The 2,266-nt window shown below is 71.4% G+C and carries 3 protein-coding genes; all 3 read left to right on the top strand.

All coding sequences use genetic code 11. The features are described from left to right. Positions 1-1,246 (top strand): serine hydrolase domain-containing protein (locus N869_RS14555; protein WP_035062782.1); only part of this gene is annotated, 1,246 nt, incomplete at its 5' end. Between the two features lie 71 nt (positions 1,247-1,317). Beyond that, positions 1,318-1,791, top strand: a complete 474-nt coding sequence (locus N869_RS14550; RefSeq protein WP_084137262.1) for a Fur family transcriptional regulator — start codon at positions 1,318-1,320, stop codon at positions 1,789-1,791. Next, a partial coding sequence (locus N869_RS14545) for a catalase (RefSeq protein WP_035062780.1) occupies positions 1,788-2,266 on the top strand: 479 nt, incomplete at its 3' end. The genes N869_RS14550 and N869_RS14545, both read left to right, overlap by 4 nt.

Raw genomic sequence — 2,266 nt, 5'->3', positions numbered from 1 at the left:
CCTGCCGCACGACCTGTTCTCCATGAGCAAGACGTTCACCTCGTGCGCCGTCGGGTTCGCGCGCGCCGAGGGGCTGCTCGACCTGGAGGACCGGGTCGTGGACCACCTCGGTGACGCGGGCAGCACCGACCCGAACCTGCACGCCATGCGGTTGCGGCACCTGCTCACCATGACCACCGGGCACGACGGTGACGTCACCGGGCAGACCGTCACCGACCCGGACTGGGTCCACGGGTTCCTGAGCCAGCCGGTCCAGCACCCGCCGGGCACCCACTTCGTCTACAACACCGCGGCCACCTACGCGCTGTCGGCGGTGGTGCAGGCACGCACGGGGCAACGGCTGCTCGACTACCTCACGCCCCGGCTCCTGGAGCCCCTGGGCGTTGCCGGTGCGACGTGGGAGCAGTCACCGCAGGGGATCGACACCGGCGGGTTCGGGCTCGCGCTGCGCACCGAGGACATCGCCTGCTTCGGCCAGCTCCTGCTGCAGGACGGGGTGTGGCAGGGGCGCCAGGTGCTGCCCGAGGGGTGGGTCGCGGAGGCGTCGGCCCGGCAGGTCCGCAGCGTGCACTCGGAGTCGGACTGGACCGAGGGGTACGGGTACCAGCTGTGGCGCAGCCGGCACGGCTACCGGGCCGACGGTGCCTTCGGGCAGTTCTGCCTGGTCCTTCCCGAGCACCAGGCAGTGGTGGTCATGACCAGCGCGACGCCCGACCTGCAGGGGGTGCTGAACCGGGTGTGGGAGCACCTCGTCCCGCACCTCGACGACCCGGGTCCCGCCCCCGGGGACCTGGCGGTCCTCCTGCCCGGGCCGGTGCCCGCCGATCCGCTTGCCGGGGCGCTCGCCCCGGGCCTGCTGGGCCGGACGTTCGACCTCGACCCGAACCCGCTCGGCCTGACCGCCATGCGGCTCGACGCACCCGACGGCGGTGACGGCCTGGAATGGACCCTGTGGGACCGTGACGGTGAGGGCACCATCGACGTCGGGCCCGGCCGTTGGGTCGCGTCGACCGTCGGCCTCCGGCTGGGGCGCGAGGGCCCGGTCACCGGCCCGGTCGAGGTCGTGGGCGCCGCGGCGCTCCCCGACCCCGGTCGCCTCGTGCTGCACGTGCGTCCGACGGTGGGCCCGTCCCGCTTCGAGGCCCAGATCACCTGGTCGGACGCCACCGTGCAGATGGCGTTGGGTGTCAACGTCGCCTTCGGCCCCACCGACCTCGGCACCCTCACCGGCCACGCCCGCACCTGACCGAGCCGCGTCACTGACTGGACACCACCCATTAATGGACTCGTTCCAGAAAAGGTGCGAGGATGGGAGGTATGGACGACCTCCACGCCGTGCGGCTGCGCGAGATCGGGTTGCGGGTCACCGCCCCCCGTCTCGCGGTGCTGCGCGCGCTGGAGCAGGCCCGGTCCCACGGTCGGCACCTCCGTGCCGCCGAGGTCGGTGAGGCCGTGCGCATCGAGCTGGGCAGCGTGTCCACGCAGGCGGTCTACGACTGCCTGGACGCGCTGCGCGGCGCGGGCCTGGTCCGTCGCATCGAGCCGGCGGGTCACGCCGCGCTGTACGAGACCCGTGTGGGGGACAACCACCACCACATGGTGTGCCGCGGCTGCGGTCTGACCCTGGACGTGGACTGCGTCCACGGCGAGGCTCCCTGCTTGTCCCCGTCCGAGGGGCACGGCTTCGTCCTGGACGAGGCCGAGGTCATCTTCTGGGGGTTGTGCGCCACGTGCGCCGCGCCGCCCTCAGACCTGCTTGTCAGCACCACCCACACCGAGAGGACATCATGACCGACGTGGCTTCGCAGCCTCCCGCATCTGGGGACGACCGCCCGGTCCTGACCAACCGTCAGGGCCACCCCGTGTACGACAACCAGAACCAGCGCACCGTCGGTGCGCGCGGCCCGGCCACTCTGGAGAACTACCAGTTCCTGGAGAAGATCAGCCACTTCGACCGTGAGCGCATCCCCGAGCGCGTCGTCCACGCCCGGGGTGCCGTGGCCTACGGCTACTTCGAGGCGACCGGTCAGTGGGGTGAGGAGCCGATCTCGAAGTACACGCGGGCCAAGCTCTTCCAGGAGCCGGGCAAGCGCACCGACATCGCGATCCGCTTCTCCACCGTGATCGGTGGTCGGGACTCCTCCGAGGCCGCACGCGACCCGCGTGGATTCGCGGTGAAGTTCTACACCGAGGACGGCAACTGGGACCTCGTGGGCAACAACCTGGGCGTCTTCTTCATCCGCGACGCCATCAAGTTCCCCGACGT

Source organism: Cellulomonas bogoriensis 69B4 = DSM 16987 (assembly GCF_000767165.1).
In the GTDB taxonomy this organism is placed as follows: Bacteria; Actinomycetota; Actinomycetes; order Actinomycetales; family Cellulomonadaceae; genus Actinotalea; species Actinotalea bogoriensis.
The sequence above is the reverse complement of the archived record's forward strand: the minus strand, read 5'-3'. Positions and strand labels throughout refer to the sequence as shown.

What these genes read in the sequence shown, in the direction of transcription:
- N869_RS14550 (WP_084137262.1), top strand. Translation starts at nt 1,318, where the DNA reads ATGGACGACCTCCACGCCGTGCGGCTGCGCGAGATCGGGTTGCGGGTC.